Here is a 26,088-nt window from a genome sequence, read left to right as displayed (position 1 = left end):
ATGTTAGATGTGAGCAACCTGAAGCCGGTTCGCCGGGTATTGCTGCGCGATGAGGCGTATGAGCTCCTGCGGCGCGCGATCATCGTCGGGGAGCTGGCGCCCGGGCAGCAGTTGCGCGAGCACGACCTGGCCGCCGAGCTGGGTCTCTCCCGCGCACCGGTGCGGCAGGCGCTGACCAGGCTGACCGCCGAAGGGCTCGTCGAGTCGAAGCCGCAGAGCTTCACCAGGGTCGCGCCGCTGGAAAGCGACGACGTGCGCGACGCGCTCGAACTCACCAGGGCGCTGCACGAGTTCGCCGTGCGGACCGCCCGGCTCGGCCCCGCGCACCTGGACCGGATGCGCGCGGCCAACGCGAAGTTCGCCGCCGCCATCGAAGCCCGTGAGGTCGACGCGGCGATCGAGGCGGACGACGAGTTCCACGAGGTCCCGGTCGAAGCCTGCGGGAACCGCGCGGTGGCCGAGACGCTCGACCGCTACACCCCCCTGCTGCGCCGCCTCGAACGCGCGCGGTTCGCGAGCCTGCCCGCGCACCGGTCGGTCCGGCGGCACGAACAGCTCATCGAAGCCTGCGCGGCCGGTGACACCGCCGAAGCCACCCGGATCACCGGCCGCATCTGGGCCGAACTCGGCGACCTGATGGCCGCCGGAGAGGAAAGCTGATGTCCCTCGACTCGTTCCCCCGCCACCCGCTGCTGTTCGGCCCGTCGCCGGTGCACCGGCTCGACCGGCTCACCGCGCACCTCGGCGGCGCCGAGATCTGGGCCAAGCGCGAGGACGTCAACTCCGGCCTCGCCTACGGCGGCAACAAGACGCGCAAGCTGGAGTACCTGGTCGCCGACGCGCTCGCGACGGGGGCCGACACGCTGCTCTCGATCGGCGGGGTGCAGTCCAACCACACCAGGCAGGTGGCCGCGGCCGCCGCGCGCACCGGGCTGAAAGCCGTGCTGGTGCAGGAAAGCTGGGTCGACTGGAAGGACCCGGGGTACGACCGGGTGGGCAACATCCAGCTCTCGCGGCTGATGGGCGCGGACGTCCGGCTGGTCGACGCCGGGTTCGGCATCGGGTTCAAGGAGAGCTGGGAACGGGCGATCGCCGAGATCGAGGCGGGCGGCGGCAAGCCGTACGCCATCCCGGCCGGGGCGTCGGACCACCGGCTCGGCGGGCTCGGGTTCGCGAACTGGATGGTCGAAGTCGAGGCGCAGGAACGGGAACTGGGCGTGCACTTCGACACGATCGTGGTCTGCTCGGTGACCGGCAGCACGCAGGCGGGCATGATCGCCGGCGCCGCGCTGGGCGAGCGGCCGCGCCGGATCATCGGCATCGACGCTTCGGCGAAGCCCGCCGAAACCCGGGCGCAGGTGGACCGGATCGCGAAGGCGACCGCCTCGCTGATCGGCACCCCGCGCGAACCGGCCGAGGTGATCCTCGACGAGCGGTACCACGCCGGGATCTACGGCGTGCCGGACGAGTCCACTGTGGACGCCATGCGCACGGCGGGGCGGCTGGAGGGGATGATCACCGACCCGGTGTACGAGGGCAAGTCGATGGCGGGCCTGATCGATCTGGTCGCCCGCGGCGAAATCCCCAAGGACTCGAAGGTGCTGTACGCGCACCTGGGCGGGCAGCCCGCTTTGAGCGCGTACAGCGAACTGCCGTGAATGTGGCCTTCACAGCGTGACATGCAGTGAATGTGGCTTTCACTGCGGGACGTGCAGTGAAAGCCACATTCACAACGTTGGCTCAGTCGCCGATGACGGCGAGCAGGTCGATTTCGACCAGCAGGCCGGCCGGCAGGCCCACGTAGACCGTGGTGCGGGCCGGGAAGGCGGGTTCGCCGATGAGTTCGTTGTAGGTCTCGTTGAACTCCGCGAAGTGCGCGGTGTCGGTCAGGTACGCCCGCGTCATCACCACGTCGTCCCAGCTCGCCCCGGCCGCCTCCAGCACGGCGGTGAGGTTCTTGAACGTCTGCCGGGTCTGCTCGCCGACCGAATCCCCGACGATCTTGTTCGTCCCGGGTTCGAAGGCGACCTGGCCGGCCAGCTGCAGGATGTTCCCCTTCCGAACGGCCTGCGCGAAGTTCGCCACCGGCGTGGGGGCGTTCTCCGTGCTGATCGCGACCTTGCCCATGTGCCTCATCCTTCCGTGTTCCTCGCTCCCGTCCATCCACTGTGGATGGACGCATCCTCGGCGGCCGAGACCAGGTCCGGTACCAGCGCGAGCAGTCCTTCGTAGTCCAGCAGCACCTTGGGCACCGACAGGCTGGCCGCGGCCAGCACCTCGCCGCCCGCACCGCGCACCGGCGCGGCGATGCAGTGGATGAAGTCCTCGTGCTCGGCGTTGTCGACCGCGTACCCGCGGCGTTCGACCTGCTCCAGTTCGGCCAGGTAACCGGCCGCCGAGGAAATCGTATTCGCGGTCATCCGCACGTAGTCGATGCGGTGAGCCACCTCATGCCGCCGGTCCCTGGGGAACGAGGCGACCAGCACCTTGCCCACCGCGGTGCAGTGCAGCGGCGCGCGTTTGCCCACGCGCGAGTACATCCGCACCGAATGACGGCCCTCGTACTTGTCGATGTAGACCACCTCGCCGTCGTCGTAGCTGGCCAGGTGCACGGTGTGCCCGGTGCGCGCGTTGAGCGCGGACAGCGCGGGCTGCGCGGCGCGGCGGACGTCGTAGCCCTCCAGCGCCTGGTTGGCCAGGTCGAACAACGCGGTGCCGAGCCGGTAGTACCGCGTGCCGTCGCGGCGGACGAAGTGGTGCTGCTCCAGCGTGCGCAGCAACCGCAGCACGGTCGACTTGTGCACGCCGACCTCCTCGGCGAGCTGGTCGAGGGTCTTGTGCTCCTTGGCCATCCCGGCCAGCAGGGTGAGCGCCCGGTCCAGGCTCTGGCTCATGCGCGCACCACTCCCTCGTCGGTCAGCCGGGTCGCCGCCCAGGTCCGCTCGTCGGCGGTGAGCAGGCCGGCGACCACGTCGCGGGGCAGCGGCGGCCCCACGTCGTCGTGCGTGCGCAGCGTAGAGGCCGCCTGGAGGTGGCCGGAGCGCAGCCGGGTCAGCGGGTCCTCCCCGCGCAGGGTGGCGGCGAGGAACCCGGCGGCGAAGGCGTCACCGGCGCCGACCGGCTCGACCACGTCCACCGCCAGCGCGGGCGCGAACACCGGTTCGCGATCGCCTTCGAGCAGGGTGGCGCCACGCGCGCCGTGCTTGATCACCAGGGTCTCCGGTTCCGGCAGGCGCTTGCGCAGCACCCCGGGATCCCCGCTCCCCCAGACGATTTCGGCCTCGTCGTCGCCCGCGAGCACGATGTCGGCCTGGCGCGCGAGCGCGGCCAGTTCGGCGCCGGGGTCGCGGCCGGACCAGAGCTTCGGGCGGTAGTTCAGGTCGAACGAGACGCGCGTGCCCGCCCGCGGCAGGGCCAGCACCTCGCGCACGAGCGCGGCGCAGGTGGCCGACAGCGCCGGGGTGATCCCGCTCAGGTGGATCACCCCGACCGCGCCGAGGTCGAGGCCCGCCAGCAGGTCCGGGCCCATCGCCGAGGCCGCCGAACCGGTCCGGTAGTAGCGCACCGGGCTGCCGCCGGAACTGCTCTCCTTGACGTACAGCCCGGTCGGCCGCGCCGGGTCGACGACCGCGCCACCGACGTCCACGCCCGCGGCCGCGATCTCCTCCAGCAGCGCGCGCCCGAACGGGTCGTCGCCGACCGCGCTGGCCCAGCGGCTGCGCAGGCCGAGTGCGGCGAGGTGGCAGGCCACATTGGACTCCGCGCCGCCGATCGTGCGCTGCCAGGTCCGCACGTGGTGCGGTGGCCCGGCTTCACCAGGGACAAAAAGCGCCATCGACTCGCCGATGCAGAGCACTTCCGGCAGGTTGGACAAACCCGACTCCCCGCGTTTTCTCGCCGTTGACCAGTGGCGACCCGGATGCTACACCTATGCCACGCAATATGCGCAACGCCCGTTGCAACATATGCAACGCTTGGAGGCTGACTGGTGAGCTGCGAGATCAACGAGGCCGCACTCGGGAGCGCCCGGAACGAGACCGTCGACTGGCGATTCAAGTCGATCCCGGCCGCGTTGTCCGGCCGCCGGATCGGTGACGCCGCGGCGGCCAAACCGGACCTGTTCACCGACGGCTTCCTCGGCCCGGTCGTGGTGCTGGCGGAGGACGCGCTCGCGCACAACCTGCGCGAGATGGCCACCTGGTGCGCCGGGCACGGCGTGGAACTGGCACCGCACGGGAAAACCACGATGGCACCCGCGTTGTTCGCCCGCCAGATCGAGCACGGCGCGTGGGGCATCACCGCGGCGAACGCCGGCCAGCTGCGGGTCTACCGCGCGTTCGGCGTCTCGCGGGTGCTGCTGGCCAACCAGCTGGTGGACCCGGCCGCGCTGGCCTGGCTGGCCGCCGAACTGGACGCCGACCCGGCGTTCGAGTTCACCTGCTGGGCCGATTCGACCGCCGGGGTGGCGCAGATGAGCGCCGCACTCAACGGGACGCGGCCGGTGGACGTGCTGGTGGAGCTGGGCGCCGACGGCGGCCGCACCGGCGCGCGCGACCGCGCCACCGCGATCGCCGTGGCCGAGGCCGTGCACGCCAGCCCGGCGCTGCGCCTGGCCGGGGTCGCCGGGTACGAGGGCGCGCTGGCGCACGACGCCAGCGAAGCCAGCCAGGCCCGGGTGAAGTCCTATGTGGACGACCTGCGCGAGCTGGCGGTGGACCTGCACGGACGCGGGCTGTTCGCCGACGTCGACGAGATCATCGTGACCGCGGGCGGCAGCGCCTACTTCGACCAGGTCGCCGAGGGCATCACCACCGGCTGGCCGGCCGGGATCAAGGTTCGCCCGGTGTTGCGCAGCGGCGCCTACCTGACCCACGACGACGGCTTCTACCGCGGCATCTCCCCGCTGGGCGAGCACCCGCGCACCACCGGCGCCGAGCCGTTCCGGTCCGCGTTGCGCGCCTGGGCCCAGGTGACCTCGAAGCCGTCGAGCGAACTGGCGCTGCTCACCATGGGCAAGCGCGACGCCTCCTTCGACGAAGGACTGCCCGAGCCCCAGCTCCGCCGCGGCCCCGACGACCGGGTGGACGCGCTGACCGGGCACACCGTCACCGCGATGAACGACCAGCACACCTTTCTCGCGCTGCCGCCCGGTTCCCCGGTCGCGGTCGGCGACTGGATCGGGTTCGGGCTCTCGCACCCGTGCACGGTGTTCGACAAATGGCCGCTCCTCCCCGTCGTGGACGCCGACGGCCGCACGGTCGTCGACTTCGTCCGCACCTACTTCTAAGGGGCCGCACATGGACCTCGTGATCAGCGGCGCGCGGATCGCCGACGGCACCGGCGCACCACTCGAAACCGGTGACGTGGGGATCGACGGCGGCCGCGTCGCGGCGATCGGCGCGCCCGGTTCGCTCAGCGGCGGCCGGAGGATCGACGCCACCGGACTGGTGCTCTCGCCAGGGTTCATCGACATGCACTCCCATTCCGACATCCAGGTGCTGGCCGAACCGGACCACCTCGCCAAGGTGTCCCAGGGCGTGACCACCGAGGTGCTCGGGCAGGACGGGCTGTCCTACGCCCCGGTCGACGACGCGACGCTGGCCGCCCTGCGCGCCCAGCTCGCCGGGTGGAACGACGACCCGCCCGGCTTCGACTGGAACTGGCGCTCGGTCGGCGAGTACCTCGACCGGCTGGACCGGGGCATCGCGGTGAACGCGGCGTACCTGATCCCGCAGGGCTCGGTGCGCATGCTGGCGGTCGGCTTCGACGACCGCCCGGCCACCGAGGACGAGCTGAACCGGATGCGCGAACTGCTGGTCACCGGGCTGGACGAGGGCGCGGTCGGCATGTCCTCGGGGCTGACCTACACCCCGGGCATGTACGCGAGCACCGAGGAACTGGTGGACCTGTGCGCCGTGGTCGGGCGGCACGGCGGGTACTACAGCCCGCACCACCGCAGCTACGGCGCCGGTGCGCTGGAGGCGTTCGCCGAGATGGTCGACGTGTCGCGGCGCTCGGGCTGCCCGCTGCACCTCGCGCACGCCACGATGAACTTCTCGGTGAACAAGGGCCGCGCGCCGGAGTTGCTGGCGCTGCTGGACGACGCGCTCGCCGACGGCTGCGACATCTCGCTCGACACCTACCCCTACCTGCCGGGCGCCACCTACCTGTCCGCGCTGCTGCCGAGCTGGTCGGCCGAAGGCGGCCTGGAGGCGACGCTGAACCGGCTGGCCGACCCGGGCACCCGCGAGCGGATCCGCGTCGAGATCGAGGAGACCGGTTCGGACGGCGCCCACGGCGTGCCGATCGACTGGGAGGCCATCGAGATCAACGGCGTGCGCAACCCCGACAACGCGCACCTGGTCGGGCACAGCGTGGCCGAGTCCGCGCGCCGCGCCGGGCGCCCGACCGCCGAGCTGTACTTCGACGTGCTGATCTCCGAACGCCTCGGCACCTCCTGCCTGATGCACGTCGGGCACGAGGAGAACGTGCAGGCGATCATGCGGCACGTCACGCACACCGGCGGCAGCGACGGGCTGCTCGTCGGCGCGCGCCCGCACCCGCGGGCCTGGGGGACCTTCCCCCGCTACCTCGCCAGGTACGTCCGCGAACTGGGCGTGCTGGACCTCGCCGACTGCGTCGCGCACCTCACCGGGCGCGCGGCGAAGCGCCTGCGCCTGGCCGATCGCGGTCTGGTGCGCGAAGGGCACGCGGCGGACCTGGTGCTGTTCGACCCCGACGCGGTCGCCGACACCGCCACCTTCGACGAACCCCGGCAGCGGGCGGACGGCATCCCGTACGTCTTCGTCAACGGGGTCGCCGCCATCGACGACGGCCGCGCCACCGGCGCGCTCGCCGGGCATTCACTCCGCAAGCGAGAAAGCACGACCACATGACCGGATTCATCGACTGGCTGCAGCACTCCACGGCCGGCCTGCTCACCCTCGCCGCGCTCTCCATCGCGGTACTGCTGCTGTCGATCATCAAGCTCAAGCTCGAGCCGTTCATCGCGTTGATCGTGGTGGGCCTGCTCACCGCGCTGGCCGCGGGCGTGCCGGTGGGCACCCTGGTCGGGTCCGCGCAGAAGGCCTCGGATTCGCTGCTGGAAAAGGGTTTCGGCGGCATCCTCGGGCACATCGCGGCGATCATCGGGCTGGGCACGCTGCTCGGCGCCATCCTGGAGAAGTCCGGTGGCGCGCGGGTGCTGACCGCGACCCTGCTGCGGGCCTTCGGCGAGAAGCGCGCCCCGCTGGCGATGGGCGTGGCCGGGCTGATCTTCGGCATCCCGGTGTTCTTCGACATCGGCATCTTCGTGCTGGCGCCGCTGGTCTACGTGGCCGCCAAGCAGGGCGGCAAGTCGATCATCCTGTACTGCATGCCGCTGCTCGCCGGGCTCTCGGTGACGCACGCCTTCCTGCCGCCGCACCCCGGTCCGGTGGCCGCGGCCGGGCTGCTCGGCGTGGACCTCGGCTGGGTCATCCTGATGGGCGCGATCTGCGGGCTGCCCGCCTGGTTCATCGGCGGTGTCCTGTACTCCTCGTGGATCGGCAAGAAGATCGTGCTGCCGGTACCCGAGGAAATGCTGGTGGAGAACGGCGACGACGAGCACGAGAACCCGCCGTCGCTCGGCCTGGTCGCGTTCATCATCGCGGTCCCGCTGGTGCTGATCCTGGTCGGCACGTTCGGCAGCATCTGGCTGCCCAAGGACTCGACCACGCTGTCCGGCATCGCCGCGTTCATCGGCACACCCGCGGTGGCGCTGACCATCGCGGTGCTGCTGGCCTCCTGGCTGCTCGGCACCCGGCGCGGGATGACCGGCAAGCAGCTGAGCGAGCTCTCGGCCACCGCGCTGCGGCCGGTGGCGATGATCCTGCTGGTGGTCGGCGCCGGTGCGTTCTTCGGCGCGGTGCTCTCGGCCACCGGCATCGGCAAGGCCGTCGCCGGTTCGCTGGACAGCGCCGGGCTGCCGGTGATCCTGGCCGCGTACGTGATCAGCTGCGGGATGCGGATCGCCCAGGGCTCGGCCACCGTGGCGATCGTGACCACCAGCGGCATCATCGCGCCGACGGTCACCGAACTCGGTTACTCGCAGGTGCAGCTGGCCCTGCTGGTGGTGGCCATCGCGGCCGGTTCGATCATCGCCTCGCACGTCAACGACGGCGGGTTCTGGATCGTCTCGCGCTACTTCGGCATCTCGGTGGCCGACACCCTGAAAACGTGGACAGTGCTGGAAACCGTGCTCTCGGTCGCCGGTTTCGCCGTTGCCGCACTGATCATGGCGTTCGTCTGACGCAGTACCCAAAAGCCGCCACAACGATTCACACAACAAAAGGAGTGGATGGATGGTGGGGTTCGATCGCCGGAAGTTCCTGGGGGCCGTCGGCGCGGCAGGCGCCGTCGGCGTGACCGGCATGCTCACCGGCCGCGCGGCCGCGAGCACGGAAAGGGCGGGGTGCGTGGTCTACCTCGGCAGTTACACCACCTGGGGCCAGCCGCCGGGCGTCGGCCTGCAGGTGGCCACGCGGGGCAGCGGTCCCGCGCTGAAGCTGGGCGCGACCGTGCCCGGGGTGCCCGACGCCTCGTGGCTGGCGGTGTCGAAGGACAAGCTGTACTCGACCAACGAGCTGGTGCCGGACGGGCAGGTGACCACGCTGAGCGCGGCGAACCCGCCGAAGGTGCTGGGCAGCCAGTCGGTCGGCGGCGCGGGCACCACGCACCTGTCGGTGCATCCCAGCGGGAAGTTCGTGCTGACCGCCAACTACACCGACGGCACGGTGTCCGTGCTGCCCATCCAGAGCGGTGGCAAGGCGGGTCCGCCGACCGACGTGGTCAAGCACAGCGGCGGGGAACGCGAAGCACACGCGCACCAGGTGGTGACCGATCCCAGCGGCAAGTGGGTGGTCGCGGTCGACCTGGGCACCGACTCGGTCTACGTGTACAAACTGGACCTCGGCACCGGCAAGCTCAAGCTGAACCAGCAGCTCAAGCTGCCGTCCGGGGCCGGGCCGCGGCACCTGGTGTTCCACCCCAACGGCAAGTACGCCTACGTGCTCGGTGAACTGCGCGCGGAGATCACCGTCGCCGCGTGGGACGCGAACGCGGGCAAGCTCACCGCCGGGGCCGTGGTGCCGACGGTGCCCTCGACCGCGCCGGTCCCCCAGTACCCGGCGGAGATCGCCATCTCGCGGGACGGCCGGTTCGTCTACGCCTCGAACCGCGGTGAGGACACCATCGCCACCTTCGGCGTCGGCGCGGGTGGCGCGGAGATCAAGCGGCTCGGCGAGAACGCCACCACCGGTGGTGCCTGGCCGCGGCACTTCACCCTCGACCCGTCGGAGCGGTGGGTCTACGTGGCGAACCAGCGCTCGAACACGGTGACCTGGCTGCCGCGCGACCCGGCGACCGGCCTGCTCGGTAAACCGGCGGGCTCGCTCGCGGTCAACCACATCGCCTTCGTGCTCTTCCGGTAACTGAACGCTATGAGTGGGGCATTACTTGCATTGAACGCTAGTAATGCCCCACTCATAGCAATCCCCGGGTGGTCTAGACCCTTGTGTGGGCGGGGGCACAGTTCTACGATTCGTTGCTAATAGCGAAACGCCCATTGCGAATAGTGCAACGGAGTGCTTGATGAACAGAAGACTCAGCCGCGTGGTCGCGGCGGTGGCGCTGGCCGCGGGGCTCACCGCCTCCGCGTGCGCGCCCACCCAGTCCAGCGGTCCGGCCGAAGGCGGCGACGAGCAGACCGGCCCCCTGCGCGTGTGGTTGTTCGACGAAGCCAAGCGCCAGCCCAAGGAAGCCGTGGTGAACGAGGCGATCGCCGAGTTCGAGGCCGCCCACCCCGGCGTCAAGGTCGAGGTGCAGTGGGTCGCCGTGGAAGGCCGGGCGGACAAGTTCTCCGGCGCCTTTAACGACCCGAACAACGCGCCGGACGTGGCCGAGTTCGGCAACACCGACGCCGCCAGCTACGCCGAGACCGGCGCCTTCGCCGACCTCACCGCGGACATCCAGGGCTGGGCCGAGGGCGCCGACCTGCTGCCGACCGTGCTCGACACGGCGAAGGTGGACGGCAAGGTCTACGGCCTGCCGTGGTTCACCGGCATCCGCGCGCTGTACTACCGGACCGACGTGTTCACCGAACTCGGCCTGCAGCCGCCGAAGTCGATCGCCGAGCTGACCGAGACCGCGCGCAAGATCCGCCAGGCCAAGCCGGACCTCTACGGCATCTCGGTCGGCGGCCAGTACACCTACGCGATGCTGCCGTTCCTGTGGGCCAACGGCGGCGAGATCGCCCGCCAGGACGGCGAGCGCTGGTCCGCCTCGCTCACCTCGGGTGAGGCCAAGGCGGGCGTGCAGGCCTACGCGGACCTGATCAAGCCGGACATCTGCCCGCCGGAACAGTGCGCCAACCTCACCGGGACGCAGAGCGTGCAGGCCTTCTCCGGGGGCAAGGCGGGCATGACCGTCGGCGGTGACTTCAACCGCAAGGCCGTCGAAGAGGGCATGAAGGACAAGTACGCGGTGGTGCCGCTGCCGGGCAAGGACCCGGGCTCGATCGCGCCCGCCTTCGCCGGCGGCAACCTGCTCGGCGTGTTCGGCGCGACCAAGCGCAAGACGCTGGCCGTGCAGTTCACCCAGCTCCTGGGCAACGCCAAGTACCAGGCCAAGATGTACACCGCGATGGGGAACCTGCCCACGCTCGGCAGCGTGCAGCAGCAGCTGGCCACCACGGACCCGTTCCTCAAGCCGTTCGCGGACACGCTGACCGCGGGCACCAAGTTCGTGCCGGCCACCCCGGCCTGGTCCAAGATCGACGCCCAGAAGATCCTGCCCACCGCGGTGCAGCAGATCGTCACCGGGGAGCAGAACATCGACGGCGCGCTGGCCGGGGCGAGCGAGCGCATGAACAACGCGTTCGGTTCGTAGGGGCCCGATGGCGACGCAGATCCTCCCGGTCCCGGCCCCGCGCGGCGGCGATCTACCTGCTGCCCGCGGCGATCCTGCTGCTCGCGGTGCTGGCGTACCCGATCTACCAGCTGGTGCTGATCTCGTTCTACGACTACGGCCAGGCGCAGGCGGCCGGGCGGGCACCGCTGGAGTTCATCGGCTTCGGCAACTACACCAAGCTGCTCGGCGAGGCGCAGTTCTGGACCGTGCTGGTCAAGACGATCGGCTTCGCCGGGGTGTGCGTGATCGGCAGCCTGCTGGTCGGCACCACGCTCGCGGTGCTGGCCAGCCGGGTGCGCGCGCTGCCGCGCATGCTGTTGTTCATCGCCGCGCTCGGCGCCTGGGCGACGCCGGCGCTGGCCGGGTCCTACATCTGGCTGTTCCTCTTCGACACCGACTTCGGCCTGGTCAACGAGGTGCTGTCCGGGCTGGGCTTCGAGTCGATGGCGAAGCACTCGTGGACCTTCGACACCTACAGCGCGTTCGGGCTGGTCGCCGCCGAGGTGATCTGGTGCTCCTTCCCGTTCGTGCTGATCACCATGTACGCCGGGATCAAGGCGATCCCGGAGGAGGTGCTCGAAGCGGCCACTTTGGACGGTGCGTCGTGGACGCGGATCGCCACCTCGGTGATGCTGCCGATCCTGCGGCCGGTGCTGATGATCGCCACCATCCAGTCGATCATCTGGGACTTCAAGGTGTTCACCCAGATCTACGTGATGACCAACGGGGGCGGGCTGGCCGGGCGGAACCTGGTGCTCAACGTCTACGCCTACCAGGAAGCCTTCGCCGGGGCCGACTACGGCCTCGGCGCCGCGATCGGGGTGGTGATGACCTTGCTGCTGCTGTCGATCACCACGCTCTACGTCCGGTCGCAGAAACGGGAAGCGGGGCTGTTATGACGGCGACGGCGACCGCGCCGCCGGTGGTGCGGACCCCGGCGCGGGCACCGCGGAAGCGGCGGCCGCGGCGGCCGGGCAGGCTGATCGCCGAGATCATCACCGTGGTGGTGGCCGGGATCGTGGCCTTCCCGCTGTACTGGATGGTGCTCTCGGCGCTCAAACCGGCCGGGGAGATCCAGTCGGCGAACCCGCGCCCGTGGACCTTCTCCCCCAGCTTCGACAGCTTCGAGCGGGTGCTGGGGTCGGCCGGGCTCGGCCGGTACTTCGTGAACAGCGTGATCGTCGCGGTGGTGGTGGTCGCGCTGTCGATGCTGCTGTCGTTCCTGGCCGCGGTGGCGCTGACCCGGTTCCGCTTCAAGGGCCGCACGGTGCTGCTGGTGATGTTGCTGGTGGCGCAGATGGTGCCGATCGAGGCGCTGACCATCCCGCTGTTCTTCCTGATGCGCTCGGTCGGGGACGTGGCGCCCGCGTTCGGGCTGAACGAACTGGGCTCGCTGGTGCTGGTGCACCTGGCCTTCACCCTGCCGTTCGCGATCTGGATGCTGCGGGGCTTCGTCGCCGCGGTGCCCGCCGAACTGGAGGAGGCGGCCACCGTGGACGGTGCCAGCCGGTTCCGGTTCACCTGGCAGATCCTGTTCCCGCTGGTGGCGCCCGGGCTGGTGGCGACCAGCGTGCTCTCGTTCATCCACGCCTGGAACGACTTCCTGTTCGCCAAGACGTTCATCATCTCCGACACCAGCAACCAGACGCTGCCGCTGGGGATCCTGGTGTTCTTCAAACCCGAGGAGAACGATTGGGGCGCGATCATGGCCGGTTCGACGCTGATGACCATTCCGGTGCTGGTGTTCTTCCTGCTGGTGCAACGGAAACTGGTCTCGGGCATGGCGGGGGCGGTGAAGGGGTGACCGGCTTCGACGGGTTGCTCCCCCGGCCGGTCTCGGTCTCCCCCGGCACCGGCGTGTCCACTGTGGATACCGTGACGCACCGCGAGGACGCGGGCATCCCGGCCGAGGGCTACCGGCTGGAGATCACCACGGACGCGATCACGCTGAGCGCGTCCGACGCGGCCGGGCGGTTCTACGGGATGCAGACGCTCAAGCAGTTGCGCGGTCCGTCCGCGTTCCGCGCCGCCGGGTTCACCCCGGACCCGGTGCCCTGCGGCGTGGTCGTCGACCACCCGCGGTTCGCCTGGCGCGGCTGCCTGCTCGACGTGGCGCGCAACTTCCGCACCAAGGCCGAGGTGCTGCGGTTCCTCGACCTGCTCGCCGCGCACAAGCTGAACGTGCTCCACTTCCACCTGACCGACGACCAGGGCTGGCGGCTGGAGATCCCGCGGTTCCCGAAGCTGACCTCGGTCGGTGGCTGGCGGCACGGGTCGATGGTCGGCAGGCACGACGGGCCGGAGCGGGACGGGCGGCCGCACGGCGGTTTCTACACCGCCGACGACCTGCGGGAGATCGTCGCCTACGCGGCCGAGCGGCAGATCACCGTGGTGCCGGAGATCGACGTGCCGGGGCATTCGCAGGCGGCCATCGCGGCCTACCCGGAACTGGGTGGCGGCGAGCCGGTCGAGGTGTGGACCTCGTGGGGGATCAACCCGCGCCTGCTCGACCCCACGGAGTCCACAGTGGACTTCTACCGCGAGGTGCTGGACGCGGTGCTGGAGATCTTCCCCAGCGAGGTGATCGCCATCGGCGGTGACGAGGTGCCGGGGGTGACCGAGCGCCACGCGTGGTTCGTCGACCGGATGATCGAGCACCTGGAAAGCCGGGGGCGGCGGGCGCTGGGCTGGGACGAGATCCTCGACGGCAAGCCGGCCACCTCGGCGATCATCGGCTCGTGGCGGGGTGAGGAGGCCGGGGTGGTCGCCGCCTCGGCCGGGCACGACGTGGTGATGTGCCCGGAGCAGCACGTGTACCTGGACCACCGGCAGGCCGACCACCCGGACGAGCCGATCCCGGTCGGTTTCCTGCGCACGCTGGCGGATTTCTACGCCTACGAGCCGTATCCGGCGGAGATGCCGGAGGAGGCGCGGCCCCGGGTGCTGGGGGCGCAGGCGCAGGTGTGGAGCGAGCACCTGGACACCGCGCGGCGGGTCGACTACGCGGTTTTCCCGCGGCTGTGCGCTTTCGCCGAGGTCGTGTGGTCCAGCGGCCCGCGTGACTTCGACGAGTTCTCGGCCCGGCTCACCGAGGCCCACCTGCCCCGGCTGGACGCATTGGGCGTCGAATACCGCCCACTGGACGGGCCGCACCCGTGGCAGACCCGGCCCGGGGTTCCCGGCCGCCCGCGCTGAGCGAGCCCATGTCACGAAGGTGGCTTTCGAGACGTCGCGCGTCTCGAAAGCCACCTTCGTGACATCAGCTTCGGTTAACTCAGGCGGGCTTCGATGCCGTCGAGTACGCGGGAAAGGCCGTAGTCGAAGCTGTCCTCGCGTTCTTCGGTCAGGTCGGCGTCCGCGGTGGATTCGACGAACAGCCGGTGCAGGCGGGGGTAGGGCGCGGTCGCGGCTTCCACCGTCGGCCGGAGGATGTCGCCCCACTCCCGCTCGGTCTTCCCGCTGCGCGCGAGCATGCTCAGCCACGCCGCCTCGGTGATGCCCATGCCGATCACGAACGAGAACATCGCGCCCAGCGCGCGATCCGCCTCCGGCAACGAGAACCCGGCGTCCTCGAACAGGCCGATCATGCCGTCGTTCAACGACATCACGTTCGGGCCGAGGTGCGAGAGCCCGACGTTGCCCAGCGCCGAAGCGATCCACGGGTGCCGCACGATCATCGCGCGCACGCTCCGCGCGCAGCCCACGGCCGCTTCGCGCCACCCGCCCGCGCCGATCTCGGGCACCTCGATCTCGCCGTAGACCTCGTCCACGACCAGCTCGATCAGCTCGTCCTTGTTCGCCACGTGCCGGTAGAGCGAGGTCGCCCCGGCGTTCAGCGCCTTGCCGAGCGTGCGCATGCTCAGCGCCTCCAGCCCGTCGGCGTCGAGCAACCGCACCGCCTCGGCCACGATCTGCTCCCGGCTCAGCGCCGGTTGCTCGCGCCCGCGCCGGGGCCGCGTCCACACCGAGGCCACCACTTCGTCACCCGTCATGGCCCGCACTGTAGCGCACGGTGTGCGCATTGACGTACGGCGAACTCGATGCGTACAGTGTTCGCATTACCGGAACAACGTACGCAGGAGCATGCGATGACCTTCGACCTCACCCGCTGGCAGACCCGGTTCGACGAGCTGCGCGCGGCGCACCAGGTACCCGGCGCCACGCTCGCCGTGCTCGTCGACGGCGAGATCCACGAACTGGCCAGCGGTGTGCTGCACAACGGCACTGGCGTCGAGGCGACCACCGATTCGGTGTTCCAGCTCGGCTCGGTGTCCAAAGTGCACACTGCGACGCTGGTGCTGCAGCTGGCCGAAGCCGGGAAGCTGGACCTCGACGCCCCGGTCCGCGACGTACTGCCGGAGTTCGCGGTGGCCGACGCCGAGGCGACCAAAACCGTGACCGCGCGCCAGTTGCTGACCCACACCAGCGGCATCAGCGGCGATTTCACCCTGGACACCGGCAGAAACGACGACTGCCTCGAACGCTACGTCGACGCCTGCGGCGAGGTCGGCCAGGACGTCGCGCCCGGCGTCGCGATCTCCTACAGCAGCACCGGGTACAACATCCTCGGCCGCATCATCGAAGTGCTCACCGGCCAGAGCTGGGACGACGCGCTGCGCGACCGCCTGCTCACCCCGCTCGGCATGACCAGTTCGGTGACCCTGCCCGAGGACGTGCTGTGCTTCCGCGCCGCAATGGGCCACGAGGGTGAGGAACCCATGCCCGCGTGGACGCTGATCCCGCGCTCCGGCGGCCCGTACGGCGGCACGCTGTGCTCGACCGCCGCCGACGTGGTCCGGCTGGCGAAGCTGCACCTCGACGGTGGCACCGCACCGGACGGCACCCGCGTGCTCGGCGCCGCGAGCGTGGCCCAGATGCAGCGGCACGCGGTCGACGTGCCGGACCGGTGGACGGTCAGCTCCGACGGCTGGGGCCTGGGCTGGACGCTCTACGACTGGGACGGCGTCACCGGCTACGGCCACGACGGCGCGGCCACCGGCCAGTACTCCTACCTGCGGGTGTTCCCGCACGCCGGGGTGGCCGCCGTGCTGCTGGCCAACGGCGGCCACTCCCGGCACCTGTACGCGGACCTGCTCGGTGAGCTGCTCGGCGAACTGGCCGGCGCGCGGATGCCCGCCTCGTTCGCGCCCGCCGAGCAGCCGCCTGCCGTGGATTTCGCCCAGTACCACGGGATCTACCGCCGCGAAGGCGTGGAGCTCACCGTGTCCTCTGTGGACGGAAAGCCGCACCTGCGGTACGCCTTCGTCGGCGGCATGGCGCACTTCGCGCCGCCGATGGAACTGGACCTGGTGCCGGTCTCGGAGACCGTGTTCGCCGCCCCGGGGCTCGGCGCGTTCGCCGGGGACTGGATGCCGATCGTGTTCGCCACCCTGCCCGACGGCACGCTCTGCCTGTACTCCGGCATGCGCGCCGCGCCCCGGGCCTGATCAGTTCACGCAGGGCGCGGCGCCACCCGGCCCGGTCCCCGGGCCGCTCTCCGGCCCGCCACCCTGCACCCCGCGGAACAGGTTGTCCACAAAGGACTTCACGGCGGCCGGATCGGCCTCCAGCACGGACATCCCGTTGACCTGCCGCTCGCCGAGCGTGGGCATGACGGCCAGGTCACCGGCGCCCCGGACCCGCGAGGCGAACTCCCCCACGTCCCACGCCGGGTCGGTGCGCACGTTGCCCTGCACCAGTTTCGCGACGTCCGCGGGAGCGCCGGACAGCTTGCCGACCAGGCTGCCGAGGAAGGCGCGCTGCCGGGTGGTGCGATCGAGGTCGCCGTTCGGCAGGCCCACCCGCTGGCGCAGGAAGTTCAGTGCGCGCTCGCCCGAAAGCGTTTGCGCACCGGCGGGGAACGACGCGCCGGTGCGCGGATCGCTCGTCGCGTTCCGCAGGCAGACCTCGACCCCGCCGACCGCTTCGCTCAGCCGGGCGAAGCCCGCCATGTCGACGACGGCGTGGTGCGCGGGCTTCACCCCGGTCAGCGCCTCCACCGCCGCGGTGAGGCCCTCGATGCCGCGCTCGGCGTAGGTCGCGTTCAGCTTCGACTGGCCGGTCCAGGTGTCGCGCGGCAGCGACACCCCGCGCACCACGCCGTCCGCATCGAGCCTGGACAGCACGATCGCGTCGGCGTGCCCGTTTTCGTCCGTGCCGACCAGCAGGACGTCGGTCCCGGTGGGGGCCGCGGCCACCGGCGCCACCGGATCGGCGGACGGCTGGACCACCACCACGGTGACCACCACCGCCGCGGCGGCCGCCAGGCCGGCCACCACCACCGGCAGCACCGGCCGGCGAGGGCGGCGCTCGCGCCGGGAGCGCATCCCGGCCAGCACCTCCTCGGCGGGCACCGCCCGCGCCGCCTCGTCGGCGATCGCCTGGCGGATCAGCTGTTCCTCGTTCATCGCGTCACCTCCGCGGGAATCCGGCTGTCCGCGCGCAAGGTGCCGAGCGCGCGGGAAATGTGGCTGCGCACGGTGCTTTCCGTGCAGCCGAGCACCTGGGCGATCTCCTGGTCGGTGCAGTCCTCGTAGAACCGCAGCACGAGCGCCGCGCGCTGGCGGCGCGGCAGCACGGCGATCCGCGCGCGCATCGCGTCGCGTTCGGCGTGCTGGACCGCCGGGTCGCCGACCGGCGGGGTCAGCGCGTCGAGCGTGCGCTGCGACGAAGCGATGTCCCTGGCCGCGCGGCGGTGCCGCCACGACAGGTACTCGTTGGTGACCATGCGCTTGACGTAGAGGTACGGCGCGTCCATCTGCTCGATCCGGGACCAGCGGCGCTGGGCGCGCAGCAGCACGTCCTGCACGATGTCCTGGGCGAGGTGGCGGTCACAGGTCACCGCGGTGGCGTACCGCAGCAGCCGATCGAGCCGATCGGCGGCGAACTGGTCGAACCCGTCCGGCACCACAGCTCCCTTCTGCCTGGTTGAACTGGGCGCACGGGAAACCCCGCCGGGCACCGCGGTTGTTGAACGATGTGACCGGCATCACGCCGGGCGGTACCAGACCTCCGGCCTGCCCACCTGCCCGTAGTGCGGTTCCCGCCGCGCCAGCCCGCTGTCGGCCAGGTACTCCAGGTACCGCCGCGCGGTCACCCGCGACACCCCGACCACGGTGGCCGCCGCGCCCGCCGACAGCCCCTCGGCCGCGGTGGCCAGCGCCTCGGTGATCGCCTCCAGCGTCTGCGCGCTCATGCCCTTGGGCAGCGCGTGGTGGTCCGGGGTGCGCAGCGTGGCCAGCACCCCGTCCACGTCGGCCTGTCCGCTGACCTCACCGGATTCGGCGAAGCGGTCGCGGAAGCGCGCGTACCGCTCCAGCTTCTCCCGCAGCGAGGCGAAGGTGAACGGCTTGAGCAGGTACTGCACCACGCCGACGGACACCGCCGCCTTCACCACCGCCAGGTCCCGCGCGGAGGTCACCGCGATCACGTCCACCGCCACCCCGGCCGCCCGCAGCGCCCGGCACACCGCGAGGCCGTGGCTGTCCGGCAGGAAGAAGTCCAGCAGCACCAGGTCGACCGGCATCCGCTCGCAGGTCCGCAGCGCGTCCCCGCCGGAGTGCACCACCGCGACCACGGTGAAGCCCGCGACGCGCTCCACGTAGCGCCGGTGCGCCTCGGCCACCACCGGGTCGTCCTCGACCACCAGCACCCGGATCAACGGGCACCCCGCTCGGGCAGGCGCACGGTGAACACCGCGCCGACGTCGCGGCTGACCTCGATCGTGCCGCCGTGGCGGCGCACCGCCTGGCCGACCAGGGCGAGGCCCAGCCCGCGCCCGGCCGGGCCGTCGGCGGGCTTGCTCGACCAGCCGCGGCGGAACACCTCCTCGGCGCGGTCCGGATCGATGCCGGGACCGGTGTCCGCGACCCGCAGCAGCAACTCGCCGTCCTCCTGCCGCACGGTCACCGAGACCGTCGGCCTGCCCTGGCCCGCGCCGGCGATCGCCGCGTCGATCGCGTTGTCCACCAGGTTGCCGAGGATCGTCACCAGGTCGCGCGTGTCCAGTTCGCCGGTGCCGGAGTCCATCGCGGTGTCCGGGGTGAGCGTGAGCTCGGCGCCGCGTTCGCTCGCCTCGGCCGCCTTGCCCAGCAGCAGGGCCGCGAGCACCGGCTCCGACACCGCGCCGACCACCTGGTCGGTGAGCTGCTGCGCGATCTCCAGCTCGGCGGTGGCGAACCGCACGGCCTCCTCCGGCTGTCCCATCTCCACCAGCGAAACCACGGTGTGCAGCCGGTTGGCCGACTCGTGTGCCTGCGACCGCAGCGATTCGGCGAACCCGCGCACGGTGTCCAGCTCGCCGGTCAGCGTCTGCAGTTCGGTGTGGTCGCGAATGGTCACCACGCTGCCCAGCGAGCGCTCGCGCGAACGCACCGGCTGCGCGCTGAGCAGCAGCACGCCGGTGTCGGTCACGTGGATCTCGTCGGACCGCGGTTCCCCGGACAGCAGCGCCGCGACCAGTTCGCCCGGCAGCCCGGTCTCGGCCACCGGGGTGCCCTGCACGTCGGCGGGCAGGCCGAGCAGCGCCCGCGCGCCGTCGTTGATCAGCGCGATGGTCCCGCGGGCGTCGATCAGCACCAGGCCCTCGCGCACGGCGTGCAGCACGGCTTCGTGGTAGTCGAACATCGCGCTCAGCTCGGACGGTGCCACCCCGCGTGTCTGCCGCTTCAACCGCGCGCTGACCAGCAGGCTGCCCGCGAACCCCACCGCCAGCACCAGCCCGGCCACGGCGAGCACGGTGAGCACCCGCTCGCGCAGTTCCGCGCTGATCGTGCTGACCGTGATGCCGACGCTGACCAGCGCGATCACCCGGCCCGGCTCGGCGGTCACCGGCACCACGACGCGTTTGGACGGTCCGAGGGTGCCGGTGTAGGTCTCGGTGAACACCTCACCCCGCAGCGCGGCCGCGGTGTTGCCGACGAACGGCTGGCCGATCAGCGCCGGATTCGGGTGGGTGTAGCGGATGCCGCCGGTGTCCATGATCGTGATGAAGTCGACCCCGGTGTCCGCGCGGACCCGCTCGGCGAACGGCTGCAGCTCGGCGCTCGGGTCCGGCCCCAGCACCGCGGTCCGCACGCTCGGCGAGTCCGCCACGGTGACCGCCACCGTGGTGACCTCCTCGGTGGCGCGGTCCTCGGTGGCCCGCTCGGCGTCCACATAGGCCAGCGTCACCCCGCCGCCGACCAGGGCCGCGACCAGCACCACCTGCACGAGCAGGAGCTGGCGCGCGAGGCTCCACCGGTTCGACACGCCCACATACCAGCACACCGCCCGCGCGGGCCGTCGATGTGGCGCGCTTCGTGAACGAAATGAACACAACCGTGACCCCGCTCACGCGGGTCCGCATAGTCACCGGAAACCTTGACGCAACTTGGAGGCAACGGTGCCATCAGAACCGACGACCACCGCCGGCTCGGCTCCGCCCGGCAAGCGCCGGGATCGGATGCACTACCTCTACCTGGCCGTGATCGCCGCCGTCGTGCTCGGCGTGGTGGTCGGCTTCGCCGCGCCGGATCTGGCCAAGGAGCTCAAGCCGCTCGGCACCGGGTTCGTGAACCTGATCAAGATGATGATCTCGCCGATCATCTTCTGCACCATCGTGCTCGGCATCGGCTCGGTGGCCAAGGCGGCCAGCGTCGGCAAGGTCGGCCTGATGGCCATCGTCTACTTCCTCGCGATGTCCACCTTCGCACTGGGCATCGGCCTGGTGGTCGGCAACATCCTGCACCCAGGTGAGGGGCTGAGCCTGTCGCCGGAGGCCGCCGCGAAGGCGCAGCAGCAGGCCGAGGGCTCCGAAGGCACGGTCGACTTCCTGCTCGGCATCATCCCGGAGAGCCTGGTCTCGGCGTTCACCGAGGGCTCGGTGCTGCAGACCCTGCTGGTCGCCCTGCTCGCCGGGTTCGCGCTGCAGAAGATGGGCCGCGCCGGGCAGCCGGTGCTGCGCGGCATCGAGCACATCCAGCGGCTGGTCTTCCGCATCCTGGCGATGATCATGTGGGCCGCGCCGGTCGGCGCGTTCGGCGCGATCGCCGCGGTGGTCGGGGAAACCGGCTGGGACGCGCTGAAGAGCCTCGCCGTGATCATGCTCGGCTTCTACGCCACCTGCCTGCTCTTCGTGTTCGTGGTGCTCGGCTCGGTGCTGTGGTTCGGCGCGCGGGTCAACCTGTTCTCGCTGCTGCGCTACCTCGGCCGCGAGTTCCTGCTGATCGTGTCGACCTCGTCCTCGGAATCGGCGCTACCGCGCCTGATCGCGAAGATGGAGCACCTCGGCGTGAGCAAGCCGGTCGTCGGCATCACCGTGCCCACCGGGTACTCGTTCAACCTCGACGGCACGGCCATCTACCTGACCATGGCGACGCTGTTCATCGCCACCGCGCAGGGCAGCCCGCTGCCGGTGACCGAGCAGATCTCGCTGCTGGTGTTCATGATCATCGCGTCCAAGGGCGCGGCCGGGGTCAGCGGCGCCGGGATCGCCACGCTGGCCGGTGGCCTGCAGTCGCACCGGCCCGAGCTGGTCGACGGCGTCGGCTTCATCCTCGGCATCGACCGGTTCATGTCCGAGGCCCGCGCGGTGACCAACTTCGCCGGCAACGCGGTGGCCACCGTGCTGATCGGCTCGTGGACCAAGGAGTTCGACCGCGGCCAGGCCAACCGGGTGTTCGCCGGGCAGGACCCGTTCAACGAAGCCACCCTGGTCGACGACCACAAACCCGCCGACGGTGACGAAGCCACGCCGGAGCGGGAACCCGCGGCGGTGAAGTAAGCCCTCCCCCGACACCGCCGCGACTGACGCGGTGCGAGCTTCCCCCAGGGCTCGCACCGCGTCAGTCCTTTTCAGTCGTGTTCGGCGGCGAACTCCAGCAGCCGCTTGACCGCCCGCTCGGGCTGCTCCCCGAGCAGCGCGTGCGTCGCCTCCGGCCACAGCTCGACTTCGGCGCGGGGGAACAGCGTCCGCGCCCGCTCGGCCGCCGCCTCCGCGTCGTGCACCACGCTCCTGCCGCCGAGCAGCGCCAGCACCGGCAGCTGAACCGCGCGCAGCACCTCGTCACCCGGGTAACCGAGGAACGGCAACCCCGACCGGTACTCGCTCATCCCGGTGAGCAGCACCCGGGTCGAAGGCTCGTCCAGCCACGGCACACCGCCCGCGGTCCAGCTCAGGAACCGCTTCATCGCCGCGTCACCGGGCAGCAGGTGCGCCACGGTCGCCCCGGCGAAGAACCGCTTGGTGAGCTTGCCCAGCGTGTTCGCCGGGTCGAACAACGCGATCGAGGCGAGCCTGCCCGGGAAGTGCCGCGCCTGGTTCAGCACCTGCCAGCCACCGGCGGACAGCCCCGCCAGGTGGAACCCGGTCAGGCCCAGCTCCTCGAACACGTCCTCCAGCGCCCGCGCGCGATCGGCGCCGTCGCGCATCGGCACGGTCTGCACGCTGGCACCCGGTTCGCCGAGCGTGTCCACGGTGTAGACGGTGCGCTCGGCGAGCAGGCCGGGCAGGTTGGGCGCCCACATCGCCGAACTGGCGTGCGAGCCGTGCAGCAGCACGATCGGCGGGCGCCCGGACTCGCCGTAGCGGTAGACGCGGACGGTGCCGAACCGGCTCGGCACGTCCAGCTCCACCCGCTCCCCCGGGCACTCGCGCATCGCCTCCTCGTACGCGGCGAAGTAGCGGGCCCGTCCCCCGACCGTGGTGAAATGACCGATTCTCCCCATGGGAACCAGTCAATCAGCTCTTCGGCGGCGCGCCCACCCGTCGCACCAGGCCCCGCCTGCCGCGGCGCATCATCAGCGCGTGGTTCGCCCGGAACACCGGCGCGGCCACCGGCGACAGCCGGCGCAGCAGCGGTTTCGCCGCCACCACGTGCTGGGTGATGTCCAGCCGGGTGGCGCCGTCCTGGGTGGAGAGCAGGCAGCCGAGCGAACCCACCAGGTCACCGCGCAGGTCCACCCGCAGCCTGCCCTCGCGCTCGTTCTCCTCGGCCCTGGTCATGGTGATCGTCAGGGCGTAGGGCAGCCGCGCGCGGCAGACCAGCTCCGCGGTCTGCTCGTCCACCTGGCGCACCGAGCGCACGTCGGGCCACCACTCGGGATAGGCCCCGAGATCGACCAGGGTGGCGAACACCGGCCGGACGGGGGCCCCGACCAGCCAGGTGTCGCGGAAGCGGTAGTCGTTCAGCCGCACGCGGCCATTATCGCGGGAACGATCAGACCACCGGCAAGATCTCCCGGAGGAACTCCCCGGTGTAGCTGCCCTCGGTCGCCGCCACCTGCTCCGGCGTGCCCTGCGCGACCACCGTGCCGCCGCCGGACCCGCCTTCGGGGCCCATGTCGATCAGCCAGTCGGAGGTCTTGATCACGTCCAGGTTGTGCTCGATCACGATCACCGAGTTGCCCTTGTCCACCAGGCCGTTGATCACGCCGAGCAGCTTGCGGATGTCCTCGAAGTGCAGGCCGGTGGTCGGCTCGTCGAGGATGTAGACCGTCTTGCCGGTCGACCGCTTCTGCAGCTCGCTGGCCAGCTTGACGCGCTGCGCCTCACCGCCGGACAGCGTCGGCGCCGGCTGCCCGAGCCGGACGTAGCCGAGGCCGACGTCGACCAGGGTGGCCAGGTGCCGGTGGATCGCCTTGATCGGCTCGAAGAACTCCGCGGCCTCCTCGATCGGCATGTCCAGCACGTCCGAGACGGTCTTGCCCTTGTAGTGCACCTCGAGCGTCTCGCGGTTGTACCGCGCGCCCTTGCACACCTCGCACGGCACGTAGACGTCCGGCAGGAAGTTCATCTCGATCTTGATCGTGCCGTCGCCGGCACACGCCTCGCAGCGCCCGCCCTTGACGTTGAAGGAGAACCGGCCCGGCTGGTAGCCGCGCACCTTCGCCTCGGTGGTGGCCGCGAACAGCTTGCGCACGTGGTCCCAGACACCGGTGTAGGTGGCCGGGTTCGACCGCGGGGTGCGGCCGATCGGCGACTGGTCCACCCGCACCAGCTTGTCCACGTTGTCCAGGCCCTTGATCCGGGTGTGCCGCCCGGGCACCTGGCGGGCGCCGTTGAGCTTGTTCGCCAGCACGGTGGCCAGGATGTCGTTGACCAGGGTGGACTTGCCCGAGCCGGAGACGCCGGTGACCGAGACCAGGCAGCCCAGCGGGAAGGACACCTCCAGCCCGCGCAGGTTGTGCTCGCGCGCGCCGACCACGGTGAGCTGGCGCTTGCGGTCGATCGGGCGGCGGATCTCCGGGATGTCGATCTCGCGGCGCTTGGACAGGTAGTCCCCGGTCAGCGACTGCTTGTTCTTCAGCAGCTTCTTGTACGGTCCACTGTGGACGATGTGGCCACCGTGCTCGCCCGCGCCGGGGCCGATGTCGACCACCCAGTCGCTGGAGCGGATGGTGTCCTCGTCGTGCTCGACCACGATCAGCGTGTTGCCGAGGTCGCGCAGCCGGGTCAGCGTCTCGATCAGCCGGTGGTTGTCGCGCTGGTGCAGGCCGATCGACGGCTCGTCCAGCACGTAGAGCACGCCGACCAGGCCGGAGCCGATCTGCGTGGCCAGCCGGATGCGCTGCGCCTCGCCGCCGGACAGCGTGCCGGAGGCGCGGTCCAGCGAGAGGTAGTCCAGCCCGACGTCGAGCAGGAACTGCAGCCGGGCCTGGATCTCCTTGAGCACCGCGCCGGCGATCATCGACTCGCGCTTGCCCAGCGACAGGCCGTTGAGGAACTCCGAGGCCTCGTCCACCGAGAGCGCGCAGACCTCGGCGATCGAGCGCGGGCCGTGCTTGCCGTGCTCCAGGGTGACCGCGAGGATCTCCGGCTTGAGCCGGGTGCCCTGGCAGGCCGGGCACGGCACCTCGCGCATGTAGCCCTCGTACCGCTCGCGCATGTACTCGGACTCGGTCTGCTCCTGGCGGCGTTCGAGGAACGGGATGACGCCCTCGAAGTTGGCGTAGTAGGAGCGCTGGCGGCCGTAGCGGTTGCGGTAGCGGACGTGCACCTGCTCGTTGACGCCGTGCAGCACCGCCTTCTGCGCCCTGGCAGGCAGGCGGCGCCACGGGGTGTCCATCCGGAAGCCGATGGTCTCGGCCAGCGATTCGAGCAGCCGCTGGAAGTACTCGGCGCTCTGGCCGCCCGCCCACGGCGCGACCGCGCCCTCGCCGAGCGAGAGCTCGTCGTCCGGCACCACCAGCTCCGGGTCAACCTCCTTGCGGATGCCGATGCCGGTGCACTCGGGGCAGGCGCCGTAGGGCGAGTTGAAGGAGAACGAGCGCGGCTCGAAGTCCTCCACGGCCAGCGGGTGGCCGTTGGGGCAGGCCAGGTGCTCGGAGAAGCCGCGGATGCGATGCGGGTCGTTCTCGTCGAGGTCGACGAACTCCAGCTCGACCAGCCCGTCGGCCAGGCGCAGCGCGGTCTCGATCGAGTCGGTGAGCCGCTGCTTGGCGCTGGTCTTCACGGTCAGGCGGTCGATCACCACGCCGATCTCGTGCTTTTCCTGCTTCTTCAGCTTCGGCGGGTCGGTCAGCGAGTGCACCGCGCCGTCCACGCGCACGCGGGAGTAGCCCTGCTGCTGCAGGTTGGCGAACAGGTCGACGTACTCGCCCTTGCGGCCGCGGACCACCGGCGCCAGCACCTGGAAGCGGACCCCGGCCTCCATGTCGAGCACCTGGTCGACGATCTGCTGCGGGGTCTGCTTGCTGATCGCCTCGCCGCACTTGGGGCAGTGCGGCTTGCCGGCGCGGGCGTAGAGCAGGCGGAGGTAGTCGTAGACCTCGGTGATGGTGCCCACCGTCGAGCGCGGGTTGCGCGAGGTGGACTTCTGGTCGATCGACACCGCGGGCGAGAGGCCCTCGATGAAGTCGACGTCGGGCTTGTCCATCTGGCCGAGGAACTGCCGGGCGTAGGCCGAGAGTGACTCCACGTAACGCCGCTGGCCCTCGGCGAAGATCGTGTCGAAGGCAAGGCTCGACTTGCCCGAACCGGACAGGCCGGTGAACACGATCAAGCTGTCCCGCGGCAGGTCGATGTCGACACCGCGGAGGTTGTGCTCACGGGCACCGCGAACAACGAGGCGATCAGCCACGCGAGGTCCCTTCACTGGATTCGGAACGGCCGGGTATGAGGCGGCCGCCGTCATGCTAGGTCGCACCACCGACAGTTTCGGA

General features: G+C 70.9%; 23 protein-coding genes. 12 read left to right on the top strand and 11 right to left on the bottom strand.

The features are described 5' to 3' along the window. Positions 1 to 9 precede the first annotated feature (9 nt). Together JYK18_RS27600 and JYK18_RS27595 are read left to right on the top strand one after the other, a co-directional pair. Positions 10 to 660, top strand: coding sequence for a GntR family transcriptional regulator (locus JYK18_RS27600; RefSeq protein WP_374195069.1), 651 nt, complete (start codon positions 10 to 12; stop codon positions 658 to 660). Then, complete coding sequence (locus tag JYK18_RS27595) at positions 660 to 1,658, top strand: 1-aminocyclopropane-1-carboxylate deaminase (RefSeq protein WP_206806378.1); 999 nt, start codon at positions 660 to 662, stop codon at positions 1,656 to 1,658. The genes JYK18_RS27600 and JYK18_RS27595 overlap by 1 nt, the downstream gene beginning before the upstream one ends. Positions 1,659 to 1,740: 82 nt before the next feature. Here JYK18_RS27595 and JYK18_RS27590 read toward each other — a convergent pair whose 3' ends face one another. From JYK18_RS27590 to JYK18_RS27580, 3 genes are read right to left on the bottom strand one after another with little or no spacing between them, the layout of a single operon-like run. Continuing rightward, positions 1,741 to 2,127 carry a RidA family protein gene (locus JYK18_RS27590; RefSeq protein ID WP_206806377.1) on the bottom strand — a complete coding sequence of 129 codons (387 nt, stop codon included), beginning with the start codon at positions 2,125 to 2,127 and terminating at the stop codon, positions 1,741 to 1,743. Between the two features lie 5 nt (positions 2,128 to 2,132). After that, on the bottom strand, positions 2,133 to 2,894 hold the full coding sequence (locus JYK18_RS27585) for an IclR family transcriptional regulator (RefSeq protein WP_206806376.1): 762 nt from the start codon (positions 2,892 to 2,894) through the stop codon (positions 2,133 to 2,135). After that, positions 2,891 to 3,835, bottom strand: coding sequence for a sugar kinase (locus JYK18_RS27580; RefSeq protein WP_242582936.1), 945 nt, complete (start codon positions 3,833 to 3,835; stop codon positions 2,891 to 2,893). Before JYK18_RS27580 ends, JYK18_RS27585 begins: the two co-directional genes overlap by 4 nt. A 153-nt stretch (positions 3,836 to 3,988) precedes the next feature. Here JYK18_RS27580 and JYK18_RS27575 point away from each other — a divergent pair, with 153 nt between their 5' ends. The 8 genes from JYK18_RS27575 to JYK18_RS27540 all read left to right on the top strand — a co-directional run bounded on the left by JYK18_RS27575 (position 3,989) and on the right by JYK18_RS27540 (position 14,142). Further along, positions 3,989 to 5,287 carry an amino acid deaminase gene (locus tag JYK18_RS27575; protein ID WP_374195068.1) on the top strand — a complete coding sequence of 433 codons (1,299 nt, stop codon included), beginning with the start codon at positions 3,989 to 3,991 and terminating at the stop codon, positions 5,285 to 5,287. Positions 5,288 to 5,297: 10 nt separating this feature from the next. Then, a complete protein-coding gene (locus JYK18_RS27570; RefSeq protein ID WP_206806375.1) occupies positions 5,298 to 6,896 on the top strand; it encodes an amidohydrolase family protein in 1,599 nt (532 codons plus the stop codon). Then, complete coding sequence (locus tag JYK18_RS27565; protein WP_206806374.1) at positions 6,893 to 8,290, top strand: GntP family permease; 1,398 nt, start codon at positions 6,893 to 6,895, stop codon at positions 8,288 to 8,290. The genes JYK18_RS27570 and JYK18_RS27565 overlap by 4 nt, the downstream gene beginning before the upstream one ends. A gap of 52 nt (positions 8,291 to 8,342) precedes the next feature. Further along, positions 8,343 to 9,470 carry a lactonase family protein gene (locus JYK18_RS27560; protein WP_206806373.1) on the top strand — a complete coding sequence of 376 codons (1,128 nt, stop codon included), beginning with the start codon at positions 8,343 to 8,345 and terminating at the stop codon, positions 9,468 to 9,470. 160 nt (positions 9,471 to 9,630) lie between these two features. Next, entirely contained in the window at positions 9,631 to 10,926 is a 1,296-nt protein-coding gene (locus JYK18_RS27555; RefSeq protein ID WP_206806372.1) for an extracellular solute-binding protein, read from the top strand. Positions 10,927 to 10,976: 50 nt separating this feature from the next. Continuing rightward, positions 10,977 to 11,846 (top strand): carbohydrate ABC transporter permease, encoded by an 870-nt coding sequence (locus JYK18_RS27550; RefSeq protein WP_206808156.1) that lies wholly within the window; start codon positions 10,977 to 10,979, stop codon positions 11,844 to 11,846. Next, positions 11,843 to 12,751: a carbohydrate ABC transporter permease gene (locus JYK18_RS27545; protein ID WP_206806371.1), complete on the top strand. Its 909-nt coding sequence runs from the start codon at positions 11,843 to 11,845 to the stop codon at positions 12,749 to 12,751. The genes JYK18_RS27550 and JYK18_RS27545 overlap by 4 nt, the downstream gene beginning before the upstream one ends. Next, positions 12,748 to 14,142: a beta-N-acetylhexosaminidase gene (locus JYK18_RS27540; protein ID WP_206806370.1), complete on the top strand. Its 1,395-nt coding sequence runs from the start codon at positions 12,748 to 12,750 to the stop codon at positions 14,140 to 14,142. Before JYK18_RS27545 ends, JYK18_RS27540 begins: the two co-directional genes overlap by 4 nt. Positions 14,143 to 14,216: 74 nt before the next feature. On the opposite strand, the gene JYK18_RS27535 is transcribed toward JYK18_RS27540, so the two are convergent. Continuing rightward, on the bottom strand, positions 14,217 to 14,939 hold the full coding sequence (locus JYK18_RS27535) for a TetR/AcrR family transcriptional regulator (RefSeq protein WP_206806369.1): 723 nt from the start codon (positions 14,937 to 14,939) through the stop codon (positions 14,217 to 14,219). 96 nt (positions 14,940 to 15,035) lie between these two features. Here JYK18_RS27535 and JYK18_RS27530 point away from each other — a divergent pair, with 96 nt between their 5' ends. Further along, entirely contained in the window at positions 15,036 to 16,394 is a 1,359-nt protein-coding gene (locus JYK18_RS27530) for a serine hydrolase (protein ID WP_206806368.1), read from the top strand. Here the strand turns inward: JYK18_RS27530 and JYK18_RS27525 are convergent, their stop codons facing one another. The 4 genes from JYK18_RS27525 to JYK18_RS27510 all read right to left on the bottom strand — a co-directional run bounded on the left by JYK18_RS27525 (position 16,395) and on the right by JYK18_RS27510 (position 20,196). After that, entirely contained in the window at positions 16,395 to 17,354 is a 960-nt protein-coding gene (locus JYK18_RS27525; RefSeq protein ID WP_206806367.1) for an LCP family protein, read from the bottom strand. After that, complete coding sequence (locus JYK18_RS27520; RefSeq protein ID WP_206806366.1) at positions 17,351 to 17,854, bottom strand: SigE family RNA polymerase sigma factor; 504 nt, start codon at positions 17,852 to 17,854, stop codon at positions 17,351 to 17,353. Before JYK18_RS27520 ends, JYK18_RS27525 begins: the two co-directional genes overlap by 4 nt. 81 nt (positions 17,855 to 17,935) lie before the next feature. After that, on the bottom strand, positions 17,936 to 18,607 hold the full coding sequence (locus JYK18_RS27515) for a response regulator (RefSeq protein ID WP_206806365.1): 672 nt from the start codon (positions 18,605 to 18,607) through the stop codon (positions 17,936 to 17,938). Further along, positions 18,604 to 20,196 (bottom strand): sensor histidine kinase, encoded by a 1,593-nt coding sequence (locus JYK18_RS27510; protein ID WP_307796087.1) that lies wholly within the window; start codon positions 20,194 to 20,196, stop codon positions 18,604 to 18,606. Before JYK18_RS27510 ends, JYK18_RS27515 begins: the two co-directional genes overlap by 4 nt. Before the next feature lie 193 nt (positions 20,197 to 20,389). On the opposite strand from JYK18_RS27510, the gene JYK18_RS27505 reads away from it, so the two are divergent. Beyond that, complete coding sequence (locus tag JYK18_RS27505; protein WP_206808155.1) at positions 20,390 to 21,709, top strand: cation:dicarboxylate symporter family transporter; 1,320 nt, start codon at positions 20,390 to 20,392, stop codon at positions 21,707 to 21,709. Positions 21,710 to 21,780: 71 nt separating this feature from the next. Here the strand turns inward: JYK18_RS27505 and JYK18_RS27500 are convergent, their stop codons facing one another. Genes JYK18_RS27500 through uvrA form a run of 3 tightly spaced genes read right to left on the bottom strand, consistent with a single transcriptional unit; the run spans position 21,781 to position 26,006 of the window. Further along, the gene (locus tag JYK18_RS27500) at positions 21,781 to 22,653 is read right to left on the bottom strand and encodes an alpha/beta fold hydrolase (protein ID WP_206806363.1); all 873 of its coding nucleotides are present in this window, start codon (positions 22,651 to 22,653) and stop codon (positions 21,781 to 21,783) included. A 13-nt stretch (positions 22,654 to 22,666) separates the two neighbouring features. After that, the gene (locus JYK18_RS27495) at positions 22,667 to 23,122 is read right to left on the bottom strand and encodes an SRPBCC family protein (protein WP_206806362.1); all 456 of its coding nucleotides are present in this window, start codon (positions 23,120 to 23,122) and stop codon (positions 22,667 to 22,669) included. A gap of 22 nt (positions 23,123 to 23,144) precedes the next feature. Then, positions 23,145 to 26,006, bottom strand: a complete 2,862-nt coding sequence (uvrA, locus tag JYK18_RS27490; RefSeq protein ID WP_206806361.1) for an excinuclease ABC subunit UvrA — start codon at positions 26,004 to 26,006, stop codon at positions 23,145 to 23,147. Positions 26,007 to 26,088 lie beyond the last annotated feature (82 nt).

Source organism: Amycolatopsis sp. 195334CR (assembly GCF_017309385.1).
Lineage (GTDB): Bacteria > Actinomycetota > Actinomycetes > Mycobacteriales > Pseudonocardiaceae > Amycolatopsis.
The sequence above is the reverse complement of the archived record's forward strand: the minus strand, read 5'-3'. Positions and strand labels throughout refer to the sequence as shown.